Origin of the sequence: Flavobacterium pisciphilum (assembly GCF_020905345.1) — a bacterium.
In the GTDB taxonomy this organism is placed as follows: domain Bacteria; phylum Bacteroidota; class Bacteroidia; order Flavobacteriales; family Flavobacteriaceae; genus Flavobacterium; species Flavobacterium pisciphilum.
Genome location: NZ_JAJJMO010000001.1, coordinates 4,387,093 through 4,411,016 on the forward strand (window position 1 = coordinate 4,387,093; position 23,924 = coordinate 4,411,016).

General features: G+C 32.6%; 26 protein-coding genes. 18 read left to right on the forward strand and 8 right to left on the reverse strand.

Annotated features, from left to right (window positions below; genetic code table 11):
* Positions 1 to 13: 13 nt before the first annotated feature.
* Genes LNQ49_RS18600 through LNQ49_RS18610 form a run of 3 tightly spaced genes read right to left on the reverse strand, consistent with a single transcriptional unit; the run spans position 14 to position 3,428 of the window.
* Positions 14 to 1,228 carry a hypothetical protein gene (locus tag LNQ49_RS18600; protein WP_229990508.1) on the reverse strand — a complete coding sequence of 405 codons (1,215 nt, stop codon included), beginning with the start codon at positions 1,226 to 1,228 and terminating at the stop codon, positions 14 to 16.
* A gap of 5 nt (positions 1,229 to 1,233) precedes the next feature.
* Complete coding sequence (locus tag LNQ49_RS18605; protein WP_229990509.1) at positions 1,234 to 2,478, reverse strand: hypothetical protein; 1,245 nt, start codon at positions 2,476 to 2,478, stop codon at positions 1,234 to 1,236.
* The gene (locus LNQ49_RS18610; protein WP_229990510.1) at positions 2,478 to 3,428 is read right to left on the reverse strand and encodes a hypothetical protein; all 951 of its coding nucleotides are present in this window, start codon (positions 3,426 to 3,428) and stop codon (positions 2,478 to 2,480) included. The genes LNQ49_RS18605 and LNQ49_RS18610 overlap by 1 nt, the downstream gene beginning before the upstream one ends.
* A 205-nt stretch (positions 3,429 to 3,633) precedes the next feature.
* On the opposite strand from LNQ49_RS18610, the gene LNQ49_RS18615 reads away from it, so the two are divergent.
* Positions 3,634 to 4,824, forward strand: coding sequence for a DUF5009 domain-containing protein (locus LNQ49_RS18615; RefSeq protein WP_229990511.1), 1,191 nt, complete (start codon positions 3,634 to 3,636; stop codon positions 4,822 to 4,824).
* Between the two features lie 72 nt (positions 4,825 to 4,896).
* Entirely contained in the window at positions 4,897 to 5,538 is a 642-nt protein-coding gene (locus LNQ49_RS18620) for a DUF4272 domain-containing protein (protein ID WP_229990512.1), read from the forward strand.
* Positions 5,539 to 5,693: 155 nt separating this feature from the next.
* On the opposite strand, the gene LNQ49_RS18625 is transcribed toward LNQ49_RS18620, so the two are convergent.
* Together LNQ49_RS18625 and LNQ49_RS18630 are read right to left on the reverse strand one after the other, a co-directional pair.
* Positions 5,694 to 6,095: a hypothetical protein gene (locus tag LNQ49_RS18625; RefSeq protein ID WP_229990513.1), complete on the reverse strand. Its 402-nt coding sequence runs from the start codon at positions 6,093 to 6,095 to the stop codon at positions 5,694 to 5,696.
* 16 nt (positions 6,096 to 6,111) lie between these two features.
* Positions 6,112 to 6,672, reverse strand: a complete 561-nt coding sequence (locus LNQ49_RS18630) for a hypothetical protein (protein WP_229990514.1) — start codon at positions 6,670 to 6,672, stop codon at positions 6,112 to 6,114.
* A 276-nt stretch (positions 6,673 to 6,948) separates the two neighbouring features.
* Here LNQ49_RS18630 and LNQ49_RS18635 point away from each other — a divergent pair, with 276 nt between their 5' ends.
* From LNQ49_RS18635 to LNQ49_RS18690, 12 genes are all read left to right on the forward strand, one after another.
* Positions 6,949 to 8,112 (forward strand): glycosyltransferase family 2 protein, encoded by a 1,164-nt coding sequence (locus LNQ49_RS18635; protein WP_229990515.1) that lies wholly within the window; start codon positions 6,949 to 6,951, stop codon positions 8,110 to 8,112.
* 83 nt (positions 8,113 to 8,195) lie between these two features.
* Entirely contained in the window at positions 8,196 to 9,518 is a 1,323-nt protein-coding gene (locus LNQ49_RS18640) for a dihydrolipoamide acetyltransferase family protein (RefSeq protein WP_229990516.1), read from the forward strand.
* A gap of 164 nt (positions 9,519 to 9,682) precedes the next feature.
* On the forward strand, positions 9,683 to 10,453 hold the full coding sequence (locus LNQ49_RS18645; protein ID WP_229990517.1) for a 3'-5' exonuclease: 771 nt from the start codon (positions 9,683 to 9,685) through the stop codon (positions 10,451 to 10,453).
* 91 nt (positions 10,454 to 10,544) lie between these two features.
* Positions 10,545 to 11,156, forward strand: a complete 612-nt coding sequence (locus LNQ49_RS18650) for a fumarylacetoacetate hydrolase family protein (protein ID WP_229990518.1) — start codon at positions 10,545 to 10,547, stop codon at positions 11,154 to 11,156.
* Positions 11,156 to 11,500: an Hpt domain-containing protein gene (locus LNQ49_RS18655; protein WP_035625977.1), complete on the forward strand. Its 345-nt coding sequence runs from the start codon at positions 11,156 to 11,158 to the stop codon at positions 11,498 to 11,500. The genes LNQ49_RS18650 and LNQ49_RS18655 overlap by 1 nt, the downstream gene beginning before the upstream one ends.
* Before the next feature lie 201 nt (positions 11,501 to 11,701).
* Positions 11,702 to 12,955, forward strand: a complete 1,254-nt coding sequence (locus tag LNQ49_RS18660; protein ID WP_229990519.1) for a CinA family nicotinamide mononucleotide deamidase-related protein — start codon at positions 11,702 to 11,704, stop codon at positions 12,953 to 12,955.
* A 71-nt stretch (positions 12,956 to 13,026) separates the two neighbouring features.
* Positions 13,027 to 13,263, forward strand: coding sequence for a 50S ribosomal protein L28 (gene rpmB, locus LNQ49_RS18665; protein ID WP_007805815.1), 237 nt, complete (start codon positions 13,027 to 13,029; stop codon positions 13,261 to 13,263).
* A gap of 27 nt (positions 13,264 to 13,290) precedes the next feature.
* Complete coding sequence (gene rpmG, locus LNQ49_RS18670) at positions 13,291 to 13,473, forward strand: 50S ribosomal protein L33 (RefSeq protein ID WP_017495179.1); 183 nt, start codon at positions 13,291 to 13,293, stop codon at positions 13,471 to 13,473.
* 72 nt (positions 13,474 to 13,545) lie between these two features.
* Positions 13,546 to 13,698: a DUF4295 domain-containing protein gene (locus tag LNQ49_RS18675; protein WP_072961632.1), complete on the forward strand. Its 153-nt coding sequence runs from the start codon at positions 13,546 to 13,548 to the stop codon at positions 13,696 to 13,698.
* A gap of 271 nt (positions 13,699 to 13,969) precedes the next feature.
* Positions 13,970 to 14,923: a signal recognition particle-docking protein FtsY gene (gene ftsY, locus LNQ49_RS18680; RefSeq protein WP_229990520.1), complete on the forward strand. Its 954-nt coding sequence runs from the start codon at positions 13,970 to 13,972 to the stop codon at positions 14,921 to 14,923.
* A gap of 517 nt (positions 14,924 to 15,440) precedes the next feature.
* Positions 15,441 to 15,884, forward strand: a complete 444-nt coding sequence (locus tag LNQ49_RS18685) for a hypothetical protein (protein ID WP_229990521.1) — start codon at positions 15,441 to 15,443, stop codon at positions 15,882 to 15,884.
* Entirely contained in the window at positions 15,865 to 16,161 is a 297-nt protein-coding gene (locus LNQ49_RS18690) for a DciA family protein (protein WP_229990522.1), read from the forward strand. The genes LNQ49_RS18685 and LNQ49_RS18690 overlap by 20 nt, the downstream gene beginning before the upstream one ends.
* A 270-nt stretch (positions 16,162 to 16,431) precedes the next feature.
* Here the strand turns inward: LNQ49_RS18690 and LNQ49_RS18695 are convergent, their stop codons facing one another.
* From LNQ49_RS18695 to bshC, 3 genes are all read right to left on the reverse strand, one after another.
* Complete coding sequence (locus LNQ49_RS18695) at positions 16,432 to 16,851, reverse strand: nucleoside-diphosphate kinase (protein ID WP_229990523.1); 420 nt, start codon at positions 16,849 to 16,851, stop codon at positions 16,432 to 16,434.
* A gap of 141 nt (positions 16,852 to 16,992) precedes the next feature.
* Positions 16,993 to 18,264, reverse strand: coding sequence for an acyltransferase family protein (locus tag LNQ49_RS18700; RefSeq protein ID WP_229990524.1), 1,272 nt, complete (start codon positions 18,262 to 18,264; stop codon positions 16,993 to 16,995).
* 116 nt (positions 18,265 to 18,380) lie between these two features.
* Positions 18,381 to 19,970 carry a bacillithiol biosynthesis cysteine-adding enzyme BshC gene (gene bshC, locus LNQ49_RS18705; RefSeq protein ID WP_229990525.1) on the reverse strand — a complete coding sequence of 530 codons (1,590 nt, stop codon included), beginning with the start codon at positions 19,968 to 19,970 and terminating at the stop codon, positions 18,381 to 18,383.
* A gap of 492 nt (positions 19,971 to 20,462) precedes the next feature.
* On the opposite strand from bshC, the gene LNQ49_RS18710 reads away from it, so the two are divergent.
* The 4 genes from LNQ49_RS18710 to prfH are packed head-to-tail and all read left to right on the forward strand — an operon-like array spanning position 20,463 to position 23,900.
* Positions 20,463 to 21,203 (forward strand): hypothetical protein, encoded by a 741-nt coding sequence (locus LNQ49_RS18710; protein WP_229990526.1) that lies wholly within the window; start codon positions 20,463 to 20,465, stop codon positions 21,201 to 21,203.
* Positions 21,203 to 22,594, forward strand: coding sequence for an RtcB family protein (locus LNQ49_RS18715; RefSeq protein ID WP_229990527.1), 1,392 nt, complete (start codon positions 21,203 to 21,205; stop codon positions 22,592 to 22,594). Before LNQ49_RS18710 ends, LNQ49_RS18715 begins: the two co-directional genes overlap by 1 nt.
* A 17-nt stretch (positions 22,595 to 22,611) precedes the next feature.
* Positions 22,612 to 23,223 (forward strand): hypothetical protein, encoded by a 612-nt coding sequence (locus LNQ49_RS18720; protein ID WP_229990528.1) that lies wholly within the window; start codon positions 22,612 to 22,614, stop codon positions 23,221 to 23,223.
* The gene (gene prfH, locus LNQ49_RS18725; RefSeq protein ID WP_229990529.1) at positions 23,211 to 23,900 is read left to right on the forward strand and encodes a peptide chain release factor H; all 690 of its coding nucleotides are present in this window, start codon (positions 23,211 to 23,213) and stop codon (positions 23,898 to 23,900) included. The genes LNQ49_RS18720 and prfH overlap by 13 nt, the downstream gene beginning before the upstream one ends.
* Positions 23,901 to 23,924 lie beyond the last annotated feature (24 nt).

The following is a 23,924-nucleotide window of genomic DNA, read 5'->3' on the forward strand; positions in this document are numbered from 1 at the left end:
AGTTTCGTTAATTTTATTTTGAAGTAGATTCTATTTTTTTTACTTTTTGTTCAAGAACCAGAATTTTGTTATTTTGTTTCTGAATTTCTTTATTCTGTTCAATAGAATAAAGCGTCAATTCTTCAATCTTCTTCAATAAACTCATATTCATTTCGGCAAGCATAAGCCCATTTTTTTCGATTTCTTTAGCCGATGGGATTTCGGGTAAATGACTGTTTTGTTTAATGAATTCCTCAACTTCTTGTAGTGATTTTAGTTTATAATTATTAGCAAATACATAATCTGGCCAATTCCAATTGCTTCCAGATTTTACTATTACTTCTTCACAGCCGATAGTGCCTTTTACAGCTAATTTATTGCCTCTAGCCTCAGTGGAGCCAATAGAAACATCACCAGTATTTCTATTAAAAGTCATGAGTTGTATTCCATCGCTAGTTCCATTTCTTCTATAAATGTCTAAATTTCCATTTGTCTGATTATCATAAAATGCCCAACCATATTTGGCATCAGTTGGTACGGATGAATTTAAAACAGCTAGAAAGGGTACCTCACTACTGCCTCCATGACTTAAAAACAAAGGATTTCCTCCTGCAATAGTCAGTTTTGACATTGGATTTGTTGTACCGATTCCAACATTACCATTACCAACTAATGTCATCACATCAATTGGTTCTTTATTTTCAATGGTTCCTCCATATAGTTTGAATTTTAATTTATTACTGGTTGCAAGACCAGCCGTGATAGTTGCATCAATTCCATGCCAACGATTAGCATAATTTGTACCACTTTCCAAATCTGATTTATGACCATATTTAATTAAATTATCATAAACCCCATCTACTCCATCTAATGTTAATTTAGAGATGTTTCCTAATACACTAAGTTTCGATGATGGTGAAGTAGTTCCTATACCTATATTACCATTTGCTAAAAATGTCATATATTGTGAATCCCAGTCTTTACCGATATAGGCATTTTTTAAAGAAGAAATTCCATTTGCAACTCCTCCAAAAGCACCAAGTCCTATAAAATTTTGTGTGCCATCTTCATTAGTAATACGAAAACCTCTTGCCCAACCTGCGGTTACTCCAGGAAAGTTAGCTTTTATTTGAACTCCACTGGCTGGAACATCTGTTCCAATTGATACATTGTTAAAAGTTGTATTTTGAGCTTTTATAGATAAACTTATGCTCATAATGATGATAGATGATAGTAAATTGATTTTCATGTTTTTTATTTTTTTAATTGATTTTCTATTTTAGAAAGTCTTTCAGATAAAGATTTAAAAGCTTGATTTTCTTTTTTTAATATTTCAATTTCTCTTGATTGAATATTATTTTTCTTATCCTGCTCAATAGTATAAAGAGTAAGTTCTTCAATTTTTTTTAACAAACTCATATTCATTTCTGCAAGCATAAGCCCATTTTTTTCAATTTCTTCTGCTGATGGGATTTCAGGTAAGTGACTATTTTGTTTAATGAATTCTTCTACTTCTTTTAATGATTTTAGTTTGTAATCATTTGCAAATACGTAATCAGGTGCTGGAAAATTCAAGTCTATTCGAACTTCTTGCGCATGTATTTTTCCTTTTACAGTGAGCTTCTCGTCTGGATTTGAGGTTCCAATACCTATATTAGCATTAGATCCTTTAATAGTTAAGGCATCTGTATAGAAATCTTCAATTTCGGCTTTGCTAGCAGTTGTTTTAACTTTAAAAACTAAATTTCCCCAATTACTATCTACACCATTTAAAACAATTTTAGCACTCTGAATATTCCCCGTACTGGAAGTTTTTGTCAATGCCATTTTAGTGTCAAATTGGGCTCCTTCTCCAGTACCGCCATTAATATTAAATTTTTCGATTGGGATGTTAGTACCAATACCTACATTAGCATTAGATCCTTTAATGGTTAAGGCATCTGTATAGAAATCTTCAATTTCGGCTTTGCTTGCAGTTGTTTTAACTTTAAATACTAAATTTCCCCAACCACTATCTACACCATTTAAAACAATTTTAGCACTTTGAATGTTTCCTGTACTAGAAGTTTTAGTCAATGCTATTTTAGTGTCAAATTGGGCTCCTTCTCCAGTACCACCATTGATATTTAACTTTTCGATAGGGTTATTAGTACCAATGCCAACATTAGCATTAAATCCTTTTATTGTTAATGCGTCTGAATAAAAACTATCATATTCTGATTTGCTTGCTGTAGTTTTAACTTTAAAAACTAAATTTCCCCAACTACTATCTACACCATTTAAAACAATTTTAGCACTCTGAATGTTTCCTGTACTTGAAGTTTTAGTCAATGCCATTTTAGTGTCAAATTGGGCTCCTTCACCAGTACCTCCATTAACATTTAATATTTCTATAGGATTTGTTGTACCAATACCTACTTTACCTGTAAGCGGAAAATTATTTTGTGATATGCAAAAAGAGGTAACTAGAATTGCGATTATAGAAAAAGTTGATTTCATTATTTATTTTGTTTTAATATTTCTATTTCTTTCTTCATTTCAATCATATAAAGAGTCATTTCTTCAATCTTCTTCAATAAACTCATATTCATTTCGGCAAGCATAAGCCCATTTTTCTCAATTTCTTTAGCCGATGGGATTTCGGGTAAATGGCTGTTTTGTTTAATGAATTCTTCTACTTCTTGTAGTGATTTTAGTTTGTAATCATCTGCAAATACGTAGTCAGGTACGCAACTTGCTAGTAAATCTACTTTTACCTCATTTGATCTTATTGTACCACAAACATCTAATTTATATGCAGGATCTTTTGTTCCAATGCCTACATTTTGGTTGCTTTTAATTGTTAAAGTAGATCCAGTACTTCCATAATTGATATCCATAAAAGCGTAGCCATGGATGTCTCGAGATTTAATAGTCCATGGTCCACCAGTATGACCATATGGGAGTATTGATAGACGAATGATTTCTCCAACAGTATTTCCTGGAGCTTCTTGTCTTCCTATGGCTATAGTGCCATTTGAATCAATACTAAAAGCTTGTCTATCGGTACCTGAAGAAGATACTACATTAAATAACATTGAGTTATCTAGCAAGCGAATATAAGAGCCTCCTCTTGCCGGATTTAATAATGAAATACCTCCTAAGTTATTTTTAAAATTATGAATGTTATTTCCTATACCTACACCATTATATGTTAGCCCAGGTTCACTAGCCCATAACATGAGATCAGCTTGTCTCACATCTGTACCTCCACCTGTAGAATGTAGCAAAAATCTGGTATCACCATGATCACCAGAAATACTTAATTTTTCTAAAGGAGCATTGGTGCCAATTCCAATATTGCTATTTAATGAGTTTCCTAATATTGTGCCAGTTGGTGTATATAATTGCGCTTGTAAAGAAATTATTGAAGTCATTATAATTAAAGCGCTTAATGTAATTTTTTTCATGCTATTATGTTGTGTTGTTTAAATTTATGAATTTTATTTTTTTTATAAGAAATTTGCCGCAAGGTACTTTTTTAGAATCAAACATAAAACCCCATTCTTACTGATATTTAACAATAATCATCGAGTTTGTCAGTCTTTTGGAAACTCCTTTGATTTCTTCTTGAATATTTTATATTTGTTAGTGCTACTAATAATGTAATGAATTATGAAAATAAAAGAAGATTTATTCAATAAAAGGATTATTTCTATAGACGCTTTCCGTGGAATCACCATTTTTGTTATGATTTTTGTCAATGAGTTAGCAAGTGTGAAAAACGTACCACAGTGGATGAAACACATGCCAGCAGATGCCGATGCGATGACATTTGTTGATTTGGTATTTCCTGCGTTTTTATTTATTGTAGGTATGTCTATCCCATTTGCATTTAATGCTCGATTAATCAAAGGAGATACACCTAAAACGATTTGGACACATACGCTAAAAAGAGCATTGGCATTAATCATTATTGGTGTTTATATGGTAAATGCTGAATACGGTTATGATGCATCCAAAATGGTGATTTCAGCAGCCTTTTGGGGGCTTTTGGCTTACTCAATGCCAATTCCTATTTGGAATAAATACGATAAATCATTTCCTAAAGTCGCTAAAAACATATTGCAGTATGGCGGAATGCTAGTTTTAGTATTGCTATATTTTTTATATGTTCAGGAAAATGGGAATATTGGAATTACACCAAAATGGTGGGGAATACTCGGACTTATAGGGTGGGCTTATTTAATTTCGGTAGTTTATTATTGGCTGGTTAATGGAAAACTAATTGCAATGATTGGATTCCTTTTTGTTTGTCTTGTTGCAAATATTCTTAATCAGACAAAAGGGAACATAATTCATGATACAAGTTGGTTGAGTTTTATCGCTGGACACATGACACATGCTACATTGGTTTCGGCTGGAGTAGTAATCTCTCTTTTGTTTTTTGAAGGAAAAATTTCAGAGAAAATCAATTGGAGAGTAATAGGTTTTGGAGTGTTGTTTTTTGTATTAGGCTATTTGTTACGACCTTATTATGAAGTTTCAAAAATAAGAGGAACACCTTCTTGGGTATTATATTCTGCGGGTATTTGTACAGTAGTATTTTATTTCTTGTATTGGTTAATGGAGATTAAAAAACAAACAAAGTGGAGTGCTTTTTTTATGCCTGCGGCAGCAAATCCATTGCTAATTTATATACTTCCAGGAATTATCTATTATTTCAATTTGGCATTTAATATACATATCATTCCAGCATATTTTCGCGAAGGAGTTCCAGGAATAATTTGGTCGTTAGTATTCTCAACGATTATGTTATTTGTAATGCGAATTTTTAATAAGTATAAAATTCAGCTGCATTTGTAAAATTTCAATTGAAACAGTTTGGTTTGAGAGAAATTATTTATATTTTTCGATTTTATTATTGAAAATTAGATTATGACTGAAGAACAACGCGGACAAATAAAAAATGATAATGATGTGCTCATTAGACAAAAAGAATATCGAGTAAATGATTGGTTGCCTATATTGGACACACCAAAATTAAGGCCTCTTGAAGAGATTAAAGGAAGGATGTCAGTTATGAATGCTTTGATAAATATTGCTTTTGAAGCTCCTACTTATATTATTAAAGAATGGATTGAGAATCATGATTTAGTACACTATCTCTCAGATTCAGAAAAAGAGATTTTAGAAAAAGAAAATGATGATTTGACCGAATCAGAGGTTAATTCTCTAAGATGGTATTTAGAATCTTTATGGGCTTTTATGTGGGTTACAGAAATGATTCCAACGCTTGAAGCAGAAGAATATATTGGAGATAATATGACTTCGCTTTTACCAAATCTAGAAAGCGGAGATGACAATCAGAAAATGGAGCTTTTGCAAGAATTAAAATCAGAAGTTGAGATTTATACCAAGTTAGACTATTATTACCGATTGCATTGGTATTGTGTCGATGAAAGGTTAAATGGTAGGGAATCTAAATTAAATGAGGGATTGGTTTATGAAAGACGAAAATCGTTAGAATGGATTTATAATAGAGCTGATGATTGGGATAATGTAGAAATGAGTACATAGGATTTTCTAACTATAAAAAAGGGTTTAATGAAATCATTAAACCCTTTTTTATAGTTCACATCTCACATCTCACATCTCACATCTCACATCTCACATCTCACATCTCACATCTCACATCTCACATCTCACATCTCACATCTCACATCTCACAAAAATCACCTGATTCTCTTAAAAGCAATTGGGCCTTCTCTTTTTTTGTTGTCTTTATAGGTGCCCTCTAATGTATTGCCATCTTCAGATAATGTTAGGGTATGTGTTCCTTGAGTTGCCCAACCCTCTATAGGTAAAGTCACATCGACAACATATTCTATAGTGTTTCCGATTCTTTTTCCAACACCACTTTCTACAAACTTTTGACCTTTCCATTCTAAGTAATGAGAGAATATTACTTTACCGTTTTGTTCAGAAATAATAGCAACTGCATTTTCTACACCATCATTACGATCTACCCAAACGCCATTAATATCTATTTTTTTATCGACAGAAACGTTTTGACTATATGAAAGAGTATGAAAAAATAAGGTTAGGAATAAGAGTTTTAAAATTTTAATTTTCATAATGTGAGGTTGTTTTTTATGGTTTTAGGTTCTGAATTTGTACAGCGGTTATTTCTAATATAGCACCAGAAATAGGATGGTAATTCACGAAATTAAATTTGCAAAGATTGTGAATGTTTAATGGAGTGCCATTTAGTTTGAAATCCGACCATGGAATTTTGATAGTTGTAAATTTTTCAGGAGAAGCAGGTAAATTGGTCATTGCGTGTATTCCTCCATGTACACAGCCAGTACCAGAATCGTTTCCTTCGCGAGCTTGAATGGTAATAGGTTGAGATGATTTATAAGTAATGCTAACAAAATCAGAATTACTAGGTAAATTAGTTGGTGGTCCATCATTAGATCCAGATGGAGTAATCATCACATTCAGCTCGATTTCACCAACAGGGGAGTCATTAGCTGTTACTCGAATAACACCATCTTTCTTTCGAATCGTATTAATTATTTCCTGATTTTCTTTGGTAGGTCCTGCGATATACCAAGTGTTTGATTTTACTAGATTTAGATTATTTTCTTTACAGATAAAGCTTGAAGTAATAAATGCAATTATAATTAATGAAATTGGTAAACGGATCATAACTAAATATTTATGCTTTAAAAATTGAGTTCGTTTTATCTTATTCCAAATATACTTTTTTCAAATGATTTTGGAATTTTTCTTTTAATTCTTTTCAATATTAGTTTTTAAAAATGAAATCAAGCGTTTGGAACAGGGGGTATATGTAAAATGAAGCAAACAAAATAATAATAATTTGGTTTCAGATTTTAAAGTCAGTAAAAACGATTGATCTTTACGATTCGGATTAGCAGAAAATTTCTAACTTCCCCAAAAAAATATAGCCCTAATTTTCACATGCAATTATCAGTAATCATCCTTAATTACAATGTACGTTATTTTCTAGAACAATGCGTTTTAAGTGTACAGCAGGCGCTTGAGAACCTAGATAGCGAGATTATTGTAATTGATAATAATTCTTCAGATGATAGTTGTGAGATGATTCACAGTCGTTTTCCAGATGTGAAATTGATTCAGAATAAAGAAAATTTAGGTTTCCCAAAAGGGAATAATATAGGAGTTTCTCAGGCTAAAGGTGATTATATCTGTATTTTAAATCCTGATACGGTTGTTGCTGAAGATACATTTACAAAAGTATTGGCTTTTGCCAAAGAGCAACATAATTTAGGGATAGTAGGAGTAAACCTTATTGATGGGGCTGGTAATTTTCTTCCAGAGAGTAAGCGAGGCGTTCCTACACCTTGGGTTGCTTTTACCAAAATTGCAGGTTTGTATAAGTTTTTTCCAAAGTCTAAATATTGCAATAAATATTATGCGCAACATTTAAAGGAAAACGAAACGGGAAAAGTTGAAATTCTCGTTGGTGCTTTTATGGTAATGAAACGAGATTTGTATCATGAAGTAGGTGGTTTTGATGAAGATTGTTTTATGTATTCTGATGATATCGATCTGTCATATATGGTATTGAAGCAAGGGAAGACTAATTATTATTACTCTGAAACTACTGTAATTCACTACAAAGGGGAAAGTACTATAAAGGATGAAAAATATATGAAGCGCTTTCAAGAAGCGATGAATTTCTTTTATAGGAAACATTTTAAAGTGTCTTTTTTGTTTTCTCTTTTTATGAAAATGGGAATAGTATTTTTTTCAATTCTCAAAATGATTCAGGGAAATGGAACGATAAGAACAACGCCAAAAGAATATTTTTTATATAGCTTAAATGATAATTTAGCCGAAAAATTGAGTCAAATTTTACAAAATAAAGTTACATTTTACGATTTAAAAAAAGAAAAAATGGTAAATTCGTCCCTGATTTACATAGCAAAAGGAGTAGAGGTAATTTTGGATAATCATTACATATCATTCAAGAAATGTATCGATATCATAAAATCTGAAAGGCATAAGAAGATTACTTTTAAAATTTTACCTAAAACCACTGCTTTTTTAATCGGAAGTGATTCTAGTAATGATAGAGGTAAAATCGTTAAAATCACATAAAAATTATATTTAATGTAATTTATATTTAAAAATTTCAGTAATTTCGCAATCTGAAAATCAATATCACCTTTTAGGTTAACAATATGGCAAGATTTGAATTAAAACTTCCTAAAATGGGAGAAAGTGTCGCTGAAGCAACAATCACAAACTGGTTGAAAGAAGTTGGAGACAAAATTGAAATGGACGAAGCAGTACTGGAAATCGCTACTGATAAAGTAGATAGCGAAGTGCCAAGTGAAGTTTCGGGAATTTTGATTGAGCAATTGTTTGGTAAAGACGATTTAGTACAAGTAGGGCAGACTATTGCCATTATTGAAACAGAAGGTGGTTCATCGTTTTTAGTCGATAAAGTAGCAGAAGAAACTACTGCTCCAGCAGAAGTTGTGGCTATCGAAAAAACAATTGAAGTTGCTAAAGATTTAGTTGCTACACCAGCAGATTATACTACATCGGATAAATTCTTTTCTCCTTTGGTAAAAAATATTGCTAAAGAAGAAAATGTTTCTATCGCAGAGTTAGAAAGTATAAATGGTTCAGGAAAAGACGGTCGTGTGACCAAAGAAGATATATTGGCTTATATAGCTGGTAGAAAAGATAAAGTTGAAGCTCCAAAGGCAGAAGTAAAAGTTGAGGTTGCAGCGCCAGTTAAAGTGCAGGAGCAAGTTGCTTCAAAAGCAGTACCAGTTTCTGTAAATGGAGGTGATGAAATCATTGAAATGGACAGAATGCGTAAGCTTATCTCTGGCTATATGGTGGCTTCAGTTCAAACATCTGCGCATGTTCAGTCATTTATTGAGGTTGATGTTACAAATATTGTAAAATGGAGAGATAAAGTTAAAGCTGCTTTTGAAAAGAGAGAAGGCGAGAAGCTTACTTTTACTCCAATTATGATGGAAGCAGTAGCAAAAGCTTTGAAGGATTTTCCAGGAATGAACATTTCAGTTGATGGAGATTATATCATTAAAAAGAAAAATATTAACTTAGGGATGGCTGCAGCTTTACCAAATGGAAACTTAATTGTTCCAGTAATTAAAAATGCAGATCAGTTAAACCTAGTTGGAATGGCAAAAGCGGTTAATGATTTAGGTAATCGTGCAAAAGCAGGAAAATTAAAACCAGACGATACGCAAGGAGGAACTTATACAGTAACTAATGTTGGAACTTTTGGAAGTGTTTTTGGAACGCCAATTATCAATCAGCCACAAGTTGGTATTCTAGCATTGGGAGCAATCCGCAAGGTACCAGCAGTTATAGAAACTCCAGAAGGAGATTTTATAGGAATTCGTCAAAAAATGTTCCTTTCGCATAGTTATGACCACAGAGTTGTAGACGGAGCATTAGGAGGAAGTTTTGTAAAAAGAGTAGCAGAATATTTAGAGGCTTTTGATGTAGATAGAGACTTCTAAAGAAACCAATCTTATAAATAATTAACCCTTTTAACGTTTTAAATGTTGAAAGGGTTTTCTTTTTGCAGGATTATTGCATTACAGGTGGTAATCGGCAAGTTTCTGAAAAAAACAAGCGAAATTCGGCTTTAAAAATTATATTTGTAAACTTATAAAATTAAAAAATGGAACTGAAACTCAACAAACCAATTTGCTTTTTCGATCTTGAAACTACTGGAATTGACATCGGAAAGGATAGAATAGTAGAAATTTCAATATTTAAAGTTTTTCCAAACGGAAATAAAGAAAGTAAAACTTGGTTGGTGAACCCTACAATTCCAATTCCACCACAAACTACCGCTGTTCATGGTATCACTGATGAAAAAGTAGCAAATGAGCCTACGTTTGCAATATTGGCGCCGCAGGTTTATAATATGATAAAAGATAGCGATTTGGCAGGATTTAATTCTGATCGTTTTGATATTCCTTTATTAGCAGAAGAATTGTTACGCGCAGGAGTTGATTTTGATATGAAAAATAAATGCTCGGTTGATGTGCAGACTATTTTTCATAAAATGGAAGAGAGAACATTAAGTGCGGCTTTGAAGTTTTATTGCGGAAAAAGCTTAGAGAATGCACATTCAGCAGAAGCAGATACAATGGCTACTTATGAGATTCTTAAAGCGCAATTGGATCGTTACCCAGAGTTGGAAAATGACATGAAATCATTGTCGGAATTTACAACTAGAAAAAAATTAGCTGATTTTGCAGGAATGATTGCTTTTGATAAAGATGATGAAGAGGTTTTTACCTTCGGAAAGCATAAAGGAGCAAAGGTGGAGAAGATTCTTGAAACAGAACCAGGCTATTTTAGTTGGATACAAAATGCCGATTTTCCCTTGTATACCAAAAAGGTGCTAACGGCTATTAAATTAAGAAAGTTAAATACAAAATAAGATTCTAAGAAACTAAGATTCTAGGGGTCTGAGTTTTTGGCTCAATTTCTTAGTGGCTTAGTAGCTTAGCAACTCAGAAACTTAGAAAAGAATGAAAATAATCTGTATCGGTAGAAATTATACCAATCATATTGAAGAGTTACAAAACGAACGCCCAACAGAGCCAGTTGTATTTATGAAGCCAGATTCGGCAGTTTTATTAAAGCAACATCCATTTGTAATACCTGAATTTTCTGAGGATATTCATCACGAAATAGAGTTAATTGTTAAGATTAACAAGGTTGGGAAATATATAGAACCAAAGTTTGCGCATAAGTATTACGATGAAATAAGTGTGGGTATTGATTTTACTGCTAGAGATTTACAAACTAAATTGAAAGAAAAAGGATTACCTTGGGAGAAGGCAAAAGCCTTTGATGGTTCGGCAGTGATAGGTGAATTTTTGCCTAAGACGCAATTTAGTTCATTGGAAAATATTACATTTGAATTAACAAATAATTCTAAGAGCGTTCAAAAAGGAAATTCCAATATGATGTTGTGGAAAATTGATGAACTTATTTCTTATGTTTCTCAATACTTCACATTAAAAATTGGAGATATTATTTTTACAGGAACTCCTGAGGGAGTTGCGGCTGTAAAACCAGACGATGTTTTAGAAGGATTTTTAGAAGGAAAAAAATTATTCAGAATACAAGTAAAATAATGGCTTTAAAATACAACCTTTCAAAAGTGTACGCACTTTCAGATAATGATCCAGAATTTGTAAACGAAATTCTTAATTTGTTTGTAACCGAAGTTCCTGAGGATTTAAAACAAATTAAAGAAGGGATAAAAAAGAAAGATCATAAACATGCCTATGCCTATGCGCATAAGATAAAACCAACACTTGATTTATTAGGTCTTAATGTAGCTTTTGAAGAGATTCTTCAAGTGGAAGCTTGGACAAAGGCTGAAGGTAAAAAGAAAGCTATTGAGGAGACTTTTAAGAGTATAAAAAATCAAGTAAAAGAAGCAATCAAAGAAATTAAGAAAGACTTTGATTTGTGAAAAAAAATAAGATAGTTTTCCTGAAAACTCAGGTTGAATTATCTATTGTAAATTAAGATTCACTAATCGTAATATTGAATACTGATTAGTGAATTAATTTTTTCTTTCTTCGTATTATTCTCGATAAAAAGGATTTCTATTGCTATCTCGTGCAACTCCTTTTGAGAAATAACCTAATGTAGTAATTTGAACTTCAGATACATGAAAGCAACAATAATAACAATTGGTGACGAAATCCTAATAGGACAAATTGTAGATACAAATTCTGGTTTTATAGCCAAGTCTTTAGATAAAATCGGAGTTGAAGTCCACGAAATGATTTCGATAAGTGATGATAAAGAGCATATCTTAAACACCTTTTCTCAATTACAAAACAAAGTCGATTTAGTGATTATTACAGGAGGCTTAGGGCCAACTAAAGATGATGTGACTAAAAAAACATTTTGTGATTACTTTGAGGATGAATTAGTGGTAGATACTGATGTTTTGGCGCATGTCACAGAGTTAATCGAAGGTTTTTATAAACGCCCGATTACTCAAATGAATAAAGATCAAGCGTTGGTTCCGTCAAAATGTACTGTGCTTCACAATAAGATGGGAACAGCGCCAGGGATGTGGATGAAAAAAGAAAATACAGTCTTTGTTTCGCTTCCAGGGGTTCCATATGAAATGAAGTATTTGGTAGAAAGTGTTATAGTTCCAAAGGTTGTGAAAGAATACGAGCGACCATATATTATTCATAAAACCATACTTACATACGGGCAGGGTGAAAGTTTAGTAGCCGAGCGTATTGAAGAGTGGGAGAATAATTTACCAGATTTTATAAAATTAGCTTATTTGCCAAATCCAGGAAGAGTGCGATTGCGACTTTCGGCAAGAGGAACAGATAAAGAAATGCTAGAAGCAGCTATTGAGGCTAATGTGCAATCGCTAGATGCTATTATTCATGATATCATAGTAGGGTTTGATGATAACGAAACCATCGAGGTGGTAGTAGGGCAGTTGCTTGCTAAGAGAGGTAAAACAATAGCAACAGCAGAAAGTTGTACTGGAGGGAAAATTGCGTCGCTTTTGTCGGCGGTTTCTGGCGCATCAAGCTATTTTAAGGGGAGTGTTGTGGCTTATTCAACCGAGTTAAAAACTAGTATTTTGGGTGTTTCAGCGAGTTTAATAGAAGAAAATTCTGTCGTAAGTTCAGCAGTGGCTTCGGCGATGGCTTTGAACGTAAAACGCCTAATGAAAACTGATTACGCAATAGCGACAACTGGGAACGCTGGACCAACAAAAGGAGATTCAAATGCTGAAATTGGTACGGTTTTTATTGCAATTGCAACTCCAGGTGGTGTAATTGTTGAAGAATTTAACTTTGGCCAACCACGTGAAAAAGTGATAGATAGGGCTGTAATTAAAAGTTTAGAAATGTTACAAAAAGAAATTTTAAAAAATGTGCTCTAATTTTTTGTTTCAATCGTTTATTTTTCTTTTCTTTGCACCCTGATTTTGAATAACGATAAAACATAAGTATAATGTCAAGAGTTTGTGACCTTACAGGTAAAAGAGCGATGGTAGGAAATAACGTTTCTCACGCTATGAACAAAACTAAGAGAAAATTTTCTGTGAACTTAGTTAAAAAGCGTTTTTATCTTCCAGAAGAAGATAGATGGATTACTCTTAGAGTAGCAGCATCTACGATAAAAACAATTAATAAAAATGGAATTTCTGCAGTTTTGAAAAAAGCGCAGTCAGAAGGATTTATCAAATAATCTTTTCCAAAATAAATATATAGCAAGATGGCAAAGAAAGGTAATAGAATCCAAGTAATTTTAGAATGTACTGAACACAAGACTTCTGGTGTAGCAGGAACTTCAAGATACATTACAACAAAGAACAAAAAAAATACTCCAGATAGATTAGAGATTAAGAAATTTAATCCAATCTTGAAACGTGTAACTGTTCACAAAGAAATTAAGTAATAATTAGAGATTTTATAAATCTCAATGGTTTTGCCATTAGAGTTTTATAAGACTTCAAATAACATTTGAATCATGGCAAAGAAAACCGTAGCATCGTTACAAACAGCTTCTAAGAGATTATCAAAAGCCATCAAAATGGTGAAATCTCCTAAAACTGGTGCATATACATTCGTAGAATCTATTATGGCTCCTGAAGAAGTTGATACTTTCTTGAAAAAGAAATAATTAACAATTACAATATATAGAAAAGCTACTTTCATTCGGAAGTAGCTTTTTTATTTTTTATATTTGTCTCAAGATTTAGAGAAGCCAAACAATAGTTGTTTTTTAATCAAAGTTCCCGCTTTTGCTACAATCTTTTGTTCTGAACTCCAGAACAAAAGGATTTTGTTGCAATCAGGGCTAATTAAAGACAAATAGTCTTCTTTAAACTCAAGGATTGTCGTAGATTGTGAGAAAAATCTAGATAATTCAAAAAACTAACAACCTATATAAAATGAGTTTTTTTAAAAAAATATTTTCTTCCGACAAAAAAGAGACTTTAGACAAAGGTCTTGAGAAATCAAAAACCTCTTTCTTTTCTAAATTAAGCAAAGCAGTAGCTGGTAAATCTAAAGTCGATGACGACGTTTTAGATAATTTAGAAGAGATCCTTGTTTCTTCGGATGTTGGAGTAGAGACAACCCTAAAAGTTATTACCCGAATAGAAAGCCGTGTAGCAGCAGATAAGTATCTTGGAGTTGATGAGTTAAACCAAATCTTGCGAGAAGAGATTGCAGGTTTATTGTCAGAAACCAATACTGGAGAAGCAACTGAATTTGTAATTCCGATTCAAACAAAACCATATGTTTTAATGGTTGTTGGAGTAAATGGAGTAGGAAAGACTACAACTATCGGGAAATTAGCTTATCAGTTTAAAAAAGCAGGTTATAAAGTAGTTCTAGGTGCTGCAGATACTTTTCGTGCAGCAGCGATTGACCAATTGCAAATTTGGGCTGATCGTGTAGATGTGCCAATCGTAAGACAAAACATGGGTAGTGATCCAGCATCAGTAGCATTTGATACCTTACAATCAGCAGTAGCTCAAAATGCCGATGTGGTAATAATTGATACAGCAGGTCGTTTACATAACAAAATTAACTTGATGAACGAACTTACGAAAGTAAAACGTGTAATGCAGAAAGTTGTAGCCGATGCACCTCACGATGTACTTCTGGTTTTAGATGGTTCTACAGGACAAAATGCTTTTGAACAAGCGAAGCAGTTTACAGCTGCAACTGAAGTAACAGCGCTTGCTGTAACCAAATTAGATGGTACTGCCAAAGGTGGTGTTGTAATTGGTATTTCAGATCAGTTTAAAATTCCCGTAAAATACATTGGTGTAGGAGAAGGAATTGAAGACTTGCAGGTTTTTAATAAGTATGAGTTTGTAGATAGTTTCTTTAAATAATTTAAGATGAGTTTTAATACTATTCCACCAATTTATTTTTATTTTGGCAGCATTCTTTCTTTTGTTTTGTCTAATATTTTTAGAGAACAAAACCTAACAGTATATTACATATTATTAGTGATTGGGGTTGTTCTGTTTGTTTTAGGTCTTTTTAGAAGGATTCAGACAAAAAAATAATTAATAAATAGATTTCCGTTTTATAACATAAAGCTTTCCTTTGTTAGAGTAAGCTGTGTTTTATATATAAATCACCAAGGAATACTTATAGTATTCGTTGGTTTTTTGCTTTATAAATAAGTCTGAATAAAAAAGATAGTTTGTCGGGTTTTGGCAATTTTTTCTTCGTTATCAATTTTATAAAGTTAACTTTGTGTTTAACAAAAAACATTCATATTACCAAGAAGCTTTAGCCCTGATAGAAGTGGCATCCTTTATTATGGTATCCTGACAAAGGAAGGATCTCATAATAAAGATATAGCGAATAGCAGGAATGGCTCCTTGAAAAAAATAATTTATAATGAAAAACGTATTTAAAATTCTCTTAGTCTCACTTTTGTTCGTCGCTTGTCAACAGAAAATAGAACCTGCCGATATTGCTAAAATAAATGGATATTGGGAGATTGAAAAAGTAGTTTTTGATAAGGGTGAGAATAAAGATTACGGAATGAATGAGAGCTATGATTATTTTATGATCGGAGCTGATAATATAGGAACTCGTCAAAAAGTAATGCCACAACTGGATGGTACATTTGTCACAAATGAGTTGCACGAAGATGTTAAAGTAAGATTTAAAGACGGTAAAGCTTTCTTAGATTATTCAACACCTTATATGAAATGGAGTGAAGAATTAATTGCTTTAACAGACAGTGAGTTAGTGCTGTTAAACGCTGAGAAAAAGGAATATCATTATAAAAAAGCAGGACCAATTAATATTACAGAAAATGGCAAAAAGACTAAATAATCAGAGTACTGTTGGGGATATTTTGCAGAAAATCATCCAGGTTAATAAACTTCAACCCGGAATGGATGAGATTGATGTAAAAGACGCATGGAGACAACTAATGGGGAATGGTGTAAATAGTTATACCCGAAATGTAATTTTGAAAGGAAGTACGCTTTATGTTGAGCTTACGTCATCTGTTTTAAGAGAAGAATTGACTCATGGGAAATCTAAAATTATTACCATGATCAATGAAGAATTGCGTAGAGATGTAGTTCGTGATGTGGTTTTGAGATAGGTTTTTTGAGGTTCTGAGGTACAAAGTTGCAAAGTTGCAAAGGTTTTGAGTTGTCTAGATTTTAATTTTTAAGTGATTGAAACTTGAATTAAACTTGAATTAAACTTGAGACTGAGGCTGAAAACTGAAAAACTATCTTCGACTCCGCTCAGGATGATACTAGGACTAAAACACTATATAAAAAGAAAACCCGCTTCATTGAAGCGGGTTTTCTTTTTTGATTTAAACTTGACTAAGAAATCTAAGCCAGTCTACAATCTAAGGTTTAAATTAGAATTGCTCTCTTCCAGCAAAATGAAATGCACCTTCGATAGCAGCATTTTCATCGCTATCAGAACCGTGAACTGCATTTTCTCCGATAGAAGTTGCATATGCTTTACGAATTGTTCCTTCAGCAGCTTCAGCAGGGTTTGTAGCTCCGATTAAAGTTCTGAAATCTTCAACAGCGTTGTCTTTTTCTAAAATTGCAGCAACGATTGGTCCACGAGACATGAACTCTACTAATTCACCATAGAAAGGTCTTTCTGAGTGAACTGAGTAAAATGCTTTAGCATCAGCTACAGTTAATTGAGTTAATTTTAATGAAACGATTTTAAATCCTCCATTAGTAATCATTGCTAAGATATTTCCGATGTGTCCGTTTTGAACTGCATCTGGCTTAATCATTGTAAAAGTTCTATTTGTTGCCATTTTTGTTTTTATTAAATTTTGTGCAAAAATAGACTTTTTTTATGAATTGAATTTAATTAATTCACAATTAAAACTACAGAGACTACCTTTATGATAATTAATGTTGTAGAGTTGCATTAGTAACGATAGTTAGAAATGAATTTAAACCTTAAAAATTAGTTTGTTCTTGTAAAAAATCCATAAAATAAATGTCCAAATTCCAACGTAAGTAAGCGCACCAGCTAATGAAGCCGTCATCGGATTACTGAAGAATGGGGCAATGCCAAAACGATATAAATACTCTAAAAGATTAATTTGTTGATCTGGACTATGCGGATTTTTAAATTGAACCATTACTAATCCTTGTGGGATTATTTGAGAAAAGAAAAATACAATCATAGGATTTACTCCCCAGATTAAGAATAATTTTATCCCCTTTTTTAAGTCCATAATATCAATAAGATAATATAGTATTGCTAGGCAAGTGGTTGCTAAGCCAGCTGTATATAATACGTATGTACTTGTCCATAGCGATTTGTTTATTGGGAAAACAATACTCCAAATTTGAGCAACGATAATTAGAATAATACCAGCAATTGCCATCTTTTTAGCAATCTCTATTTTTGGTATAGAGCGGTGTAATAGTTGACCAATGAGTAAACCAATAATTCCTGTTGCAATTGATGGAATTGTACTTAAGATTCCTTCTGGATCCCATGTTATGGTTCCGCGATACATATGCCCTTTTAACAAGATACTATCTACCCAAGATGCTAGATTGGTGTCTTTTTCAAAATTAGCTTCTCCGATTCCTGGAACCGGAATTAAAGCCATCATAGCCCAATATCCCAATAATAAGATAGAAGCAACTAGTATTTGTGTTCTTTGGTTTGATTTTAAATACAAAAGCGATACTACAAAATATACAATTGCAATACGTTGCAGTACTCCCGGTAATCTTACATCTTGATAGGCTTCGATACCACTATAAGCCAAAAAGAGATAAATAAATAAGATAGAAAAGGCTAGGATATTTTTTACTTTAGAGCTAAAATTCCCCATTAATGCATATCCTACAGCAATAGTTATAATTAATCGACCTACAAGCAATGGAATTCCTTCGAGTCCGAAAAGTTGTATTTTGGCAAAAAAATTAAAGAAGATCCCTAAACAAAACATTCTTAAGGAGCGAACCAATATTTTATTAAAAGTGGTACTGTCAAAGGTTTTTGTAGGCATTGCAAATGAAACAGCAACTCCCATGATGAAGATGAAAAATGGAAATACCAAATCGGTTGGTGTACAGCCATGCCACTCTGAATGTAATAGAGGAGGATAAACAGCGCTCCAGCTTCCGGGATTATTGACGATTGTCATTAATAAAATAGTTAATCCTCTGAAGACATCTAGTGAAATCAAGCGCTCTTTGGTCATAATGTTTTGGTAATAGGTTAGTTTTTGTTTTAAATGTTAATAATTTGGTTTAGAGAGTAATATTCTAAGAAGCAAGCGGTTATTTATTTCCTTATGAGTATTACTTTATTGTGTTTTTATATTGTAATAATATTAAAATTAGATTCTAGAGGTTTTAAATCTCGAATTAAAAGTGGAATTAATTCTTCTCCTTTTTCTATATAAAATTCTGAAAAATTAGCTTGACGTTCTTGTAAGCTTTTGTTAGGGAATAACTCATTTTGCAAGTCAATAATACGTTGTAAAATATCGTTTAGTTTTCTCTTTTGAGCTTTCAATAATCTCTTTTCAAGGTTTTCTAATCCTTTTATTTGTTTTACTTCTTGAGCTTTTACAGCTCCCGTAAATGATTTATCGGTTTGATTTGCTAATTCATAAAGATGCTCAAATTGTTTCTGTAGAATCTCTTTTTGAGGGGTTAAATCAATGGAAAATGGAGATAATTCTCTTGTGCTTTTATTGATTAAATTCTCTTGTTTTGAGAATAAATCGCTCCATGATAAATTTAATTTATCTGCTTTTTTAACTTGTTTTTCGTTCGCTAAAAGCACCGAATTTCTAATTAAAAGCATCGGGAAAGTAATCTTTACAGTGTCAAAAAACGATTTCAATTCTAACCAATATGCGATTTCTCCGCCTCCACCAATATAACATAAATTAGGCAGAATAATTTCCTGATATAGCGGACGCATGATTACGTTTGGACTGAATTTTTCGGGATTACTTTCTAGTAAATCGAAGATTTCTTGTCCAGAGAATTCAATTCGGGTATTGTTTACTTTATATCTTCCATTTTCAAAAATGATACGTTCGCGTAAATCATCTTCGATATAAAATAAATTAATTTCACGTGGATTTACCTGAACCGCATAATCTTTAAGCTTTTCAATAGTTTCCTGAACAGCTTTATAAGAAGATTGAGATTCTAGTTCTTCTTTTATATAGGGGATAAAGGCACGTTTTAAATTTGCATTGTCAGCATCTAAAATTACTAAACCTTGAGAAGCAAATAAGCTATTGGCTAGATAACGAGTTGCATCTGCTAGATTATTGTGTTTTAAATACGCTTCTTTGAATAATTTTTTCAAAACAGTAGCATTGGTATTAGAGCCTAATTCTAAAGCGTATATTTCGAAAAATTCTTCAAGACCTTGTGTTGATAATCGGCCTACAGGTCCAGTACTTTCAGCATTCCATCTGAATTTCTTGCCTTTAAAATTGAAATAATTAATTTCTTCAAAATCATGGTCTTCCGTTGCCATCCAGTAAATAGGAACAAAATTATAGGAAGGATATTTTGATTTTAATTCGTTGGTAAGATTAATTGTAGAAATGATTTTATACAAAAAATATAATGGACCACTAAATAAGTTTAATTGATGTCCTGTTGTAACTGTAAATGTATTTGGGAGCGCTAATGCTTCTATATTGTGCTTGGTTGAATCAGTAAGCTCAATTGTAGCATATTGTTCTCTTAAGGCTGAAACTAATGGAATTCGATTGTTATCATCAAAGTTTTGTTGTTTTTCAATGATTTGTTTTTCGAAGTTTTCCAGTGTTGGGAAATTATTATATAGCGGTTTTAAATCTGATTTTTGCTCTAAATAATCATGTATCAATGTTGAGAAATATCCTGAGGTCTGGTAGCTGATACAGTCGTTTGGCATAAGTATAGGTTTATTTTTGATAGCTGTAAATTTAATCAAAATTTATACTTAAAAATGGATTTAACTATTGCTTATGATTTGATTTTTAAAAATAGTTATAATTCATTGAAAATCAATTAATTGAATGTAAAATAAGAAAATACTTGTTTTTAAATTTGTTTATTTGAAAAATAATTTAAAAATTTGCACTCGAAAATAAATCACTAACCAAATTAATAACGAAGACAATGTTTGTATTAAACTTTACCTCTCAAAACATCGCATCAGGATTAGATTCTGTTGTTATGTGTCTTCGTGGCTTTTCGCAATCATAGCAAATCAATTTTAGATATATGAATAAGCCCGAAGGAAATTAACTTTCGGGCTTTTTTTATTCTAGACACTTCAAAAAATTCCCGATACCCCGAACTCAATTTATCTATTTGAGATAAAATGCTTTTGCCTTGTATTTTCTAATACTTGGCAGGAAAACTATAATTTAATTTTTTTTAAATGGACAATTATCTTTTAGATGACTATGTAATGTGTAGTCGTCTAAAAACCAAAAGAAGAAAAAAAAGATTAGTAAAAGAGGATTTTGAGAAACAGCTTGTTCAATTATCAAAACGAAAACATACAATTCAATTGGCAATTAAAGATTTGCCTCTAATAGAATTGAAGGAACCTTATCAAAAAGGTTGGGTCCGTTTTTTTGTAGTTCGAAAAGATATTTTAAGCTCAGATCAAGCCATGTTTTATGTAAATATATTAGAAAAGATAAACACATTTCAGTTTTCCAATCTTAAAGTATTTACTAATTACAAAAAACGCTTTGGAAAAAAAACAGATAATACGAGGAAACAATTTGTGAATAACATTAGCATTAGCGAATGGAGTAGCAATAAACTTGAGTTAACTGAAAAAGAAAAAATGTGTTTCACACTAATCGAAAAGTGGTCTAGTCGATACGGTCGTTTTGTAAGATATTACAAATTTAATGAGCCTTGGAGGTTTGTACTTAAAATTGAGCCCAATATAATTACACATAAGAAAGCTGTAAATGTAGTTCTTGAAAGCGAATTAAAGCTGATAGAGAACTATATAGAAAATTGGGATTTAAGATGTAAGATTTATAAAGGCAATAGAGATAGATATTATTATATCAGCTTAAATAAGGCAAAATACAGTAATCAAAAAAACAGTAAAAATCTAAATGCGATGTATGAAGAGTATTTAGAAGAAAAATATACATAATGGGAAATAAATTATCTGGAAAGGACCTAATTAAAATAGGCTTTCCAAAAAATAACAGTATCAATATTGCCTTGGGGCAGATAAACAGATACAGAAAACGAGAAAAAAAAGAAAGCATATTAACCGAAGCCAAAGAAGTTTTACTATTTCCTGAAAAATTTACAGGACATGGTACTTGGGGCAAAGTTGCCGAAGGATTGGTAAACCCAGTACAGGTAAGAATGCATCAGCTCAATAATACACGTGCACCATTTTCCATATTTGGAGAAAATGAAATAGATGAGCAAGCCAAGTATCAGTTATATGATGCTTTAAAGTTGCCAATTTCAGTTGCTGGTGCTTTAATGCCTGATGCACATTCTGGTTATGGATTGCCAATTGGTGGTGTACTTGCTACAGATAACGCTGTGATTCCATACGGAGTGGGAGTTGACATTGGTTGTCGAATGAGTTTGTCAATTTTTGATATTCCAGCTTCATTCTTTAAAGGAAAGGATCATCAGTTGCAAGCGATTTTAAAGGACCATACAAAGTTTGGAATGTATGAAACACATGCAATAAAAGCAGACCATGAATTGTTTAGCCGAAGTGAGTTTCAAGATATTCCGCTCTTAAAAAATCTGTTGAGTAAAGCTTACAAACAGCTTGGTACATCGGGAGGTGGAAATCATTTTGTAGAGTTTGGAATTGCGAAAATCACTAATCCTCTTAATGAATGGAAAATAGGTGTAGGCGAGTATTTTGCAGTGCTTTCGCATAGTGGATCAAGAGGATTGGGGGCTAACATTGCCAAACATTATACATATCTAGCAACTAAACAATGTCCGTTACCAAAAAATGTACAGCATTTGGCTTGGTTGGATTTAAATACGCATGACGGGCAGGAATATTGGCTAGCTATGAATTTAGCTGGTGATTATGCAAAAGCTTGTCATGATGATATTCACCGCCGAATTGCCAAAGCAATTGGTAAACGTGTGGTTGTGACAATCGAAAATCATCACAATTTTGCTTGGAAAGAAACTGTAAATGGAAAAGAAGCTATTGTGCATCGTAAGGGAGCAACTCCTGCAAATGTTGGTGAATTGGGAATTATTCCAGGCTCAATGACAGCTCCAGGATTCATTGTTCAGGGAAAAGGAAATACAGCTAGTTTAAACTCAGCGTCACATGGTGCAGGGAGGCTTTTTTCTCGTAGAAAATGCAAGGAATCGTTTACGCAAAGTGAGATTAATAAAGTCTTAAAAGCAAACGATGTAAGTTTAATTGGTGGAAATATAGACGAAGCACCAATGGCATATAAAGATATCAATAAAGTAATGGCCAATCAAGCGGAATTGGTGGATGTGTTAGGCACATTTACGCCAAAAATCGTTAGAATGGACAGGTAATTTTAAAATTTAAAAAGATGAAACGATTTCAAGATGAAAATAAATTTTTAGGATATTTTTCTAATGAGGTTTTAGTACAATGCCCCAAATGCGATTGTAAATCGGCAGTTAAAAGAGAAAAGAAGATAGGCTGTGAATGTGGACGCTGTTTTACTACGGTTTTTGAGTGTAAGCACTGTTTTTATAGACTTGAAGCACCAGTTTACCAATATATCGCTTATGGGAAGGCGTATTGCAATCATTGTTTTGAAAAATATGAATTTGAATCGCAACCATTAAAAGAATGTCCTGAAAAATACAGAGCAAAATGTCCTCATTGTAGCTTTCAAGAAGAATGGAAACCAAAAATTAAAAAGGTTTTGCAAAACTCCAAAATTAATGATGGTTTAATAAAAGAGGAGTGGTATAATTTACCACTTTGGTTCCAAAAAGAAGTAGATGGGAATGTTTTTTGGGCTTACAATCAAGAGCATATTGATTATTTAGAGCGATATATCGGAGCGAGTTTGCGAGAGCGAAATTCAAAAATAAATTACAGTTCAAGTTTAGTATCTCGTTTACCAAAATTTGTAAAAGAAGCAAAAAACAGAGAAAAACTGTTGAAAATTATAGAGAAATGGAAAAAATAATTCAAATAACATCAGGGCGTGGCCCAGCTGAATGTAGCTGGGTTGTGGCTCAGGTTTTAAAGACTTTTCTGGAAGAAGCAAGTAGTAGTAAAATAAAGACTACTCTGCTTCAGAGAGAAACAGGAATAGAAAATGGTACGGTAGAAACAGCTACAGTTTTATTAGAAAGCAATGACCTTAATGAGTTTGTGAATTCTTGGGTTGGTACAATCCAGTGGATAGGGCAGAGTCAGTTTAGGAAATTTCATAAACGTAAAAATTGGTTTATCGGAATCTTTGAAGTTGATAAAGTAACGACAACGCAAATTTCTGAAAATGATATTCAGTATCAGGCAATGCGTAGTTCGGGTGCAGGTGGTCAACATGTAAATAAAGTGAGTTCAGCCGTTAGAGCAACACATATCCCTACGGGAATAAGTGTTGTTTCGATGGATTCACGTTCACAACATCAGAATAAAAAACTAGCTACCGAGAGGTTACTACAGAAGTTTAAAGAAGAAACTGTAAAGCAGTTTAAAGCTGAATTTCAGGTGCAATGGATGAACCAGTTGCAAATTCAGAGAGGAAATCCAATTCGGGTTTTTCAGGGTTCGGATTTTAAAAAACAAAAACAAACAAAAAATTACAAACAGGAACGGCAAAGATTAAAAAGAGAAGATTATTTAGATAATGATTAATTTCTAAAATCTTGAATTCCTAAA

Excerpts from the sequence above, each read along its gene's own strand:
- LNQ49_RS18720 (WP_229990528.1), top strand. The coding sequence starts at position 22,612 with ATGAAACGATTTCAAGATGAAAATAAATTTTTAGGATATTTTTCTAAT.
- LNQ49_RS18715 (WP_229990527.1), top strand. The coding sequence starts at position 21,203 with ATGGGAAATAAATTATCTGGAAAGGACCTAATTAAAATAGGCTTTCCA.
- LNQ49_RS18660 (WP_229990519.1), top strand. The coding sequence starts at position 11,702 with ATGAAAGCAACAATAATAACAATTGGTGACGAAATCCTAATAGGACAA.
- LNQ49_RS18685 (WP_229990521.1), top strand. The coding sequence starts at position 15,441 with ATGAAAAACGTATTTAAAATTCTCTTAGTCTCACTTTTGTTCGTCGCT.
- rpmG (WP_017495179.1), top strand. The coding sequence starts at position 13,291 with ATGGCAAAGAAAGGTAATAGAATCCAAGTAATTTTAGAATGTACTGAA.
- LNQ49_RS18625 (WP_229990513.1), bottom strand. The coding sequence starts at position 6,095 with ATGAAAATTAAAATTTTAAAACTCTTATTCCTAACCTTATTTTTTCAT.
- LNQ49_RS18655 (WP_035625977.1), top strand. The coding sequence starts at position 11,156 with ATGGCTTTAAAATACAACCTTTCAAAAGTGTACGCACTTTCAGATAAT.
- ftsY (WP_229990520.1), top strand. The coding sequence starts at position 13,970 with ATGAGTTTTTTTAAAAAAATATTTTCTTCCGACAAAAAAGAGACTTTA.
- LNQ49_RS18640 (WP_229990516.1), top strand. The coding sequence starts at position 8,196 with ATGGCAAGATTTGAATTAAAACTTCCTAAAATGGGAGAAAGTGTCGCT.
- LNQ49_RS18710 (WP_229990526.1), top strand. The coding sequence starts at position 20,463 with ATGGACAATTATCTTTTAGATGACTATGTAATGTGTAGTCGTCTAAAA.
- LNQ49_RS18645 (WP_229990517.1), top strand. The coding sequence starts at position 9,683 with ATGGAACTGAAACTCAACAAACCAATTTGCTTTTTCGATCTTGAAACT.
- LNQ49_RS18615 (WP_229990511.1), top strand. The coding sequence starts at position 3,634 with ATGAAAATAAAAGAAGATTTATTCAATAAAAGGATTATTTCTATAGAC.
- LNQ49_RS18620 (WP_229990512.1), top strand. The coding sequence starts at position 4,897 with ATGACTGAAGAACAACGCGGACAAATAAAAAATGATAATGATGTGCTC.
- LNQ49_RS18695 (WP_229990523.1), bottom strand. The coding sequence starts at position 16,851 with ATGGCAACAAATAGAACTTTTACAATGATTAAGCCAGATGCAGTTCAA.
- LNQ49_RS18690 (WP_229990522.1), top strand. The coding sequence starts at position 15,865 with ATGGCAAAAAGACTAAATAATCAGAGTACTGTTGGGGATATTTTGCAG.
- prfH (WP_229990529.1), top strand. The coding sequence starts at position 23,211 with ATGGAAAAAATAATTCAAATAACATCAGGGCGTGGCCCAGCTGAATGT.
- LNQ49_RS18700 (WP_229990524.1), bottom strand. The coding sequence starts at position 18,264 with ATGACCAAAGAGCGCTTGATTTCACTAGATGTCTTCAGAGGATTAACT.
- bshC (WP_229990525.1), bottom strand. The coding sequence starts at position 19,970 with ATGCCAAACGACTGTATCAGCTACCAGACCTCAGGATATTTCTCAACA.
- LNQ49_RS18610 (WP_229990510.1), bottom strand. The coding sequence starts at position 3,428 with ATGAAAAAAATTACATTAAGCGCTTTAATTATAATGACTTCAATAATT.
- LNQ49_RS18635 (WP_229990515.1), top strand. The coding sequence starts at position 6,949 with ATGCAATTATCAGTAATCATCCTTAATTACAATGTACGTTATTTTCTA.
- LNQ49_RS18605 (WP_229990509.1), bottom strand. The coding sequence starts at position 2,478 with ATGAAATCAACTTTTTCTATAATCGCAATTCTAGTTACCTCTTTTTGC.
- LNQ49_RS18675 (WP_072961632.1), top strand. The coding sequence starts at position 13,546 with ATGGCAAAGAAAACCGTAGCATCGTTACAAACAGCTTCTAAGAGATTA.
- LNQ49_RS18630 (WP_229990514.1), bottom strand. The coding sequence starts at position 6,672 with ATGATCCGTTTACCAATTTCATTAATTATAATTGCATTTATTACTTCA.
- LNQ49_RS18650 (WP_229990518.1), top strand. The coding sequence starts at position 10,545 with ATGAAAATAATCTGTATCGGTAGAAATTATACCAATCATATTGAAGAG.
- rpmB (WP_007805815.1), top strand. The coding sequence starts at position 13,027 with ATGTCAAGAGTTTGTGACCTTACAGGTAAAAGAGCGATGGTAGGAAAT.
- LNQ49_RS18600 (WP_229990508.1), bottom strand. The coding sequence starts at position 1,228 with ATGAAAATCAATTTACTATCATCTATCATCATTATGAGCATAAGTTTA.